Genomic DNA, 5017 nt, shown 5'->3' on the forward strand with positions numbered 1-5017 from the left:
TAATTATGAGCATCAAAAAATTTTGTAAACTTTATTAATAAATGTATATTATACGGTCATGTTTCCAGTGATATTAATTGGCGGCATACCGGGTGTTGGAAAAACTAGCATGGCAGGTTATGTGGCCAGAGAATTTAATATAAATATTATTCTTTCTGGGGATTATTTAAGGGAATTTTTAAGGCCCTATGCTGGTGAAATACTATCAAAAAGTGTATATGAATCATGGCAGTTTTTTGGAGAGAAAACTGAGGATAATATCATTAAAGGATATTATGAACAGTCAAAAATAATGTATAGCGGTATAAATGCTGTCCTTGCCCGTGCGATTAGGAATGGTGAGCCGTTAATACTTGAGACACTTTATTATATACCAGAACTTATTGATAAAAATATAATTGATGATATAATAAAAATATATATTTATGTCTCTGATCATAATGTTCATGAGGAAATGCTGAACAGCAGGGAAAAATTTACACATATTAATTCCCCCGGATACCGCCTTGTGCAGCAGCTTCCTGTATATGAGGTTATGGAGAAATATACACTTAATTTATTAAAAAAATACGATGTTTTTACCGTTGACTCAACAAATTATCAGCTTGCAAGGAAAAAGATAATAAAATATATAGAAGATAAAATCAATCAGTAGCTGAGGCTGCATTTAATAAATCTTTGATGATAATGTCAGGGTTCTCTATTCCAACTGATAATCTCATAAATTTTTTGTTTACATTTAATATTTTTAACTCACTTTCATTGAGCGACCTGTGTGACATTGTGAATGGATTTGATATGATTGTGTTTATTCCCCCAAGGGTATTTGCGGGCACAACATTTTTTAAATTTTTAAAAAATTTTTCCACATCACCCTGTATTTCAAAATCAACTACCCCTGAGAATCCGTTCATATATTTTAATGCTATTTCATGATCCGGATGATTATCAAGACCGGGATATATAACGTTTTTAACATTGCCTGAATCCTGAAGTTCATGCGCAATTATATTCGCATTTTTATTTATCCTCTCCATGCGAAGTTCAAGTGTTTTAATTCCCTGGTTTACAAGAAATGCAGTGTTCGGATCCATTGATGTTCCAAGGGTTCTTCTCATGTTGTCTATTTTTTCTATAAGATCCTCCCTGCCCGCAGCAAAACCTGCTATTGCATCATTATGACCGGATATAAATTTTGATGCACTGTGTATAACTATATCCGCACCAAGGTCCAGCGGGTGTATGTTTACCGGTGTGGAAAATGTTGCATCAACAATAAGCAATGAACCCGTTTCCCTGCATTTTTCTGATATGGCCTTAATATCATTAACCCTTAATATAGGGTTTGAAAGGCTCTCAATAAATACCAGCTTTGTATCGTTTTTTATGGACTTAATTATATTATCTGTTCCCGGATCTGCGACATCAATTTTAACCCCCCATGATCTTAAATATTCTGTGAAAAAGTGGTAACTCCTTGCAAAGGTATCAAGGTGTATCAACGCCCTATCTCCAGGATGTATTAATGATAACACCGTGGTTGTGATAGCACCCATGCCCGATGAAAACGCGTTATATGCCTCAGCATGTTCCATTGCCTTAATTTTTAGTCCCACATTTTCAACTGTCGGATTATATTCCCTTGAATACCGGTATTTTTCACCACCCGGGACAACATAGGAACTTGTCTGGTAAATGGGAAATGTAAGGGGTTTTGCAAAAATACCATCACTAATATCGTTCATTAATATCCCTCCACAATTTCAGTTTCCACAATCTTATAATTTAAACCATATTTACCTAATATTTCATCAGTGCCACTGATAATGCCATTTTTATTTGTTCTTTCATCAGTAAAAATAAGTATTGTTGGACCCGCACCACTAATACATGCAGAAACCGCATTCTCATCTATGGCCATTGATTTTATCTCACCATAAAATGGGAATAAACCATTTCTGGATTTTTCAACTATCTCATCATTCATGCCGTCTCTTATTGCCTGCCGTTCACCATTTAAAAACCCGAGAAGCATCAATGAAAGTCTTGAGGTTTGGCGTACCATATCTTTAATATCTATATTTTTGGGCACCATTGATCTAGCCAGTTTTGTTTTTTCCTCTATTTTAATATCTGGTATAACAAGCATTAGATGCGGTTTATACTTAATATCTATTTTTCTGACCCTGACTGGTTCAGTTGATGTTATTAGCGTCATTCCACCATATATGCCAGAAGAAACATTATCCGGGTGGGCAGACCCGCAGGCCGCAATTTCACCATACATTGAATAATATACCATTTCATCATTTGTTAAATTTAAATCAAACATTTTATTAAAAGCCTTTACAGCAGCTGATGAGGAGGCACCGCTGCTGCCCAGGCCAAGTCCAACGGGAACGCCCTTATTTATTGTTATATCTATGCCTAATTTAATTTTTCTATCCTTCATAATCTGTATAAGACTAAGACCCGCCGTATTTTTCATGGGGTCTTCAGGTGTATTATCCGAAAAGATTCTTATTTTTCCGGTATTATTTTCCTCTATTTCTACCTCGTCCTTAAAGGCACGATGGCTTAGGGATAAAATATCATAACCTGGACCGAGATTGGCGGATGATGAATAACTTAACTCCTTAATCTTCATACTTTGCTATGTTTTCATTTAATAAATTTATTATTCAACTTTATATTACTATCAGTAATATCATGTGCAGAAATATTAAACAATGCATTATTTTATATCTTTTCTGGATATGTTCCAGCGTGATAATTTGGAAAGGAGGTTAATTTATTTAGATCTGGATTCAGCGATTAAAAACACGGATGTAAATATTAATAATCTAACTGGGGCAATAGAAAGGATACTTTTACAGATATTTCAGAACATACCGGATGACGAATTAATCTTTACAATACAGTATTCACAGGGCATTAATTATGTAACCGGTAAAAATCATTCATTAAATAATTATGAATATTCATCAATGCTGCAGGGCTATCTTGGGAACATTATTCAAAATACATATGAAAAAATAAAATACGAGCTTGGTCTATCAAGGGAAATGGTCTCCATAAATACCAGGATTATTTATGACAGATCCTCAATGTCAATTTTGGATATACCGGAAAGAAATGCCATAGGATCCCTTGCCTCCGATGGCTACATACCTGTTGCCATGGCTGGAACTGCAGTTTCAATGTTTCCACATTTACAGTATTTTGAATATGCAGGTATAAATCCAGATATTGATGCAGCATCATCCTTTCTCTCCACGCTTTTGGATGCAGATGAATATTTGATTTTATATGATTTTAATAATTTAATCAACAGAAATCTTGGTTCAAAAATTAATAACATAAATAATTATCTGGTTAACAGGGGGGACAAAAACACACTTAATAAACTAATATCAATTAAAGGTTTTTTAGACCGTGGCGGTAAAAAGGCAAGCATACATATGCCAGATAATTTTAATGATTGCCTACAGTTTTTTTAGGTCCCATTTAATTTTTTTATATCCTCCACAGAAGGAAAAACAAAGCAGTTTCTGCATCTGGGTTCGTAGCTCTCCATCCCACCAATTTTGATGGCCTCACCAAATACCTCCCTGCCATTCATAACCCTTTGTGTAAATGTTGCATCCTCACCGCATTTAGCACATACAGCTGTGAGGGAATAAACCTGATCGGCCCTTGCTATAATCTCCTGTGAAGTTTTAAACGGGATTCCAAGGTGGTTCTTATTTAATGCTGCTATATAAACAATTTTTTTCATGGAGGCGATGGAATCGACAACCTCTGGAAGTATGGAATCGTGATCCCAGAACTGTGCCTCATCAATGCCTATTACGTCAACACCCTCAGACAACGTTTTAATTTTTTTAACGCCATCATTATCAACGCTTACAACTATTGCAGGAAGCCTTATGCCCTTATGTGTTGTTACATATGTTGTATCATATCTCTTGTCTATTTCAGGTTTAAAAAGTAGAGTATTTCTCCCTGCAAGCATTTCACGCTCCAATAATTCTATGAGCCTCGAAGTTTTGCCAGAAAACATGGGCCCTGTGATGACAGTTAATTTTCCCATGATGATATTTTTCATATACGTGTATATTTTAATTTAATAAATTACTTATGTTTGGTTGCATAATTTTATGGATAATGCTGGAATAATTATAAGAAATTATCGCATACATATGTAAAAATAATGAATTTACATTTAAGTTTTTATTATCTCCATAATTTTTGGTTATCGATTTGATAATTATATAAATGAATATTAATTCCGTGGGAAAATAATGAGATTTAAAACTTATTAGAAAATATTATGTGTTTAAATAGCATTAAGAATTAAAATATCGGGTGAATAAATGGAGGCAGAGATAACAAATTTCAAGGAGTACTATGATAACAAAATAGTTACAGCTATGATAGGCATTGAGGCCGATATAAACATGGTTGAGGATATCGGTGAAAAAATTGCCGAAAATAAGAACGTTGAGGAGATCATGGTTGTTACAGGAGATTATGACCTGCTCATCAAGGTAAGATTCCCCGATTACCAGACCCTGGAAAAATTTATAGTTAGGGAGTTAAATAATATTCAGGGGATAAAAAAATCAAAAACAATGATGGTGTTATCCATCATTAAGGACGTGTATATGAGGTGATATAATGGATGAAAAATTGTATAACGAAATTTTGGAACTAATGGATGAACTGGCAGAGGACACTTCTATACCCAGAAATGTCAGAAAAACTTCATCTGATTCAAAGGAAAAATTACAAAATGGTAAGGAAAGCCTTGATTTAAAGTGTGCAACAATAATATCAAAACTTGATGATATCTCTAATGATCCAAATGTACCGTCTCATGGAAGGGCAGCAATATATACATTAATAAGCAAGTTAGAATCACTTTCAAAATCATAATTAATAAACCATTTAATTTTATATAAATTATGAATAGATTTTTTTGTAAATAATATAAGCGATACAGACATTTGAAAAT

The 5017-nt window shown here is 33.9% G+C and carries 7 protein-coding genes; 4 read left to right on the forward strand and 3 right to left on the reverse strand.

The window, feature by feature from the left end; genetic code table 11:
* Nucleotides 1-58: 58 nt before the first annotated feature.
* Nucleotides 59-655: a mevalonate-3-phosphate 5-kinase gene (locus tag AOG55_RS06670; protein WP_048102039.1), complete on the forward strand. Its 597-nt coding sequence runs from the start codon at nt 59-61 to the stop codon at nt 653-655.
* Here the strand turns inward: AOG55_RS06670 and AOG55_RS06675 are convergent.
* On the reverse strand, nt 645-1745 hold the full coding sequence (locus AOG55_RS06675; RefSeq protein WP_048102038.1) for an aminotransferase class V-fold PLP-dependent enzyme: 1101 nt from the start codon (nt 1743-1745) through the stop codon (nt 645-647). The genes AOG55_RS06670 and AOG55_RS06675 overlap by 11 nt on opposite strands.
* Nucleotides 1745-2647 (reverse strand): homoserine kinase, encoded by a 903-nt coding sequence (locus AOG55_RS06680; protein WP_048102037.1) that lies wholly within the window; start codon nt 2645-2647, stop codon nt 1745-1747. The genes AOG55_RS06675 and AOG55_RS06680 overlap by 1 nt, the downstream gene beginning before the upstream one ends.
* 127 nt (nt 2648-2774) lie before the next feature.
* Between AOG55_RS06680 and AOG55_RS06685 the strand changes: the two genes are divergently transcribed.
* Nucleotides 2775-3500, forward strand: a complete 726-nt coding sequence (locus AOG55_RS06685; RefSeq protein WP_156150335.1) for a hypothetical protein — start codon at nt 2775-2777, stop codon at nt 3498-3500.
* Here AOG55_RS06685 and AOG55_RS06690 read toward each other — a convergent pair.
* A complete protein-coding gene (locus AOG55_RS06690; protein WP_048102035.1) occupies nt 3497-4093 on the reverse strand; it encodes a thymidine kinase in 597 nt (198 codons plus the stop codon). The genes AOG55_RS06685 and AOG55_RS06690 overlap by 4 nt on opposite strands.
* Nucleotides 4094-4376: 283 nt before the next feature.
* On the opposite strand from AOG55_RS06690, the gene AOG55_RS06695 reads away from it, so the two are divergent.
* Both AOG55_RS06695 and AOG55_RS06700 read left to right on the forward strand, forming a co-directional pair.
* The gene (locus tag AOG55_RS06695; RefSeq protein WP_048102034.1) at nt 4377-4676 is read left to right on the forward strand and encodes an Lrp/AsnC ligand binding domain-containing protein; all 300 of its coding nucleotides are present in this window, start codon (nt 4377-4379) and stop codon (nt 4674-4676) included.
* 4 nt (nt 4677-4680) lie between these two features.
* A complete protein-coding gene (locus tag AOG55_RS06700; RefSeq protein ID WP_082180466.1) occupies nt 4681-4938 on the forward strand; it encodes a UPF0147 family protein in 258 nt (85 codons plus the stop codon).
* Nucleotides 4939-5017 lie beyond the last annotated feature (79 nt).

Origin of the sequence: Acidiplasma cupricumulans (assembly GCF_001402935.1) — an archaeon.
GTDB lineage: Archaea > Thermoplasmatota > Thermoplasmata > Thermoplasmatales > Thermoplasmataceae > Acidiplasma > Acidiplasma aeolicum.